Source organism: Bacillus sp. LR--39, assembly GCF_053613335.1.
Window position 1 is genome coordinate 1 of record NZ_JBSIOT010001499.1, and the last position, 535, is coordinate 535.

The following is a 535-nucleotide window of genomic DNA, read 5'->3' on the forward strand; positions in this document are numbered from 1 at the left end:
GCACGTAGGCCTTGGAACGTTTCGCCCTGTGAGTGCCGATGAAGTGGAAGAGCATAATATGCATGCAGAGTTTTATCAAATGTCGGAAGAAACGGCTGCGGCCTTAAACAAAGTAAGAGAAAATGGCGGCCGGATCATTTCTGTCGGCACGACCTCAACACGCACGCTTGAGACGATTGCCGGGGAACATGACGGGCAATTTAAAGCATCAAGCGGCTGGACATCTATTTTTATTTATCCGGGCTATGAATTTAAAGCCATTGACGGAATGATTACAAACTTCCATTTGCCGAAATCGTCATTGATTATGCTGGTCAGCGCGCTTGCTGGAAGAGAAAACATTCTGCGTGCCTATAACCATGCAGTGGAAGAGGAATACCGTTTCTTCAGCTTCGGAGACGCGATGCTGATTATATAATTTGAGAACAGGAGGCCTCATCAAAAGTGGCTGAACAACCAATACGCTATGAATTTATAAAAGAATGCAAACAAACAGGAGCGCGGCTGGGCAAAGTGCATACGCCTCACGGCTCCT

2 protein-coding genes are annotated in these 535 nt (G+C 46.7%); both read left to right on the forward strand.

The window, feature by feature from the left end:
* The coding region (locus ACWHAR_RS31390) for an S-adenosylmethionine:tRNA ribosyltransferase-isomerase (protein WP_452088967.1) at positions 1 to 418 on the forward strand (418 nt) is incomplete at its 5' end.
* Between the two features lie 26 nt (positions 419 to 444).
* The coding region (locus tag ACWHAR_RS31395) for a hypothetical protein (protein WP_452088968.1) at positions 445 to 535 on the forward strand (91 nt) is incomplete at its 3' end.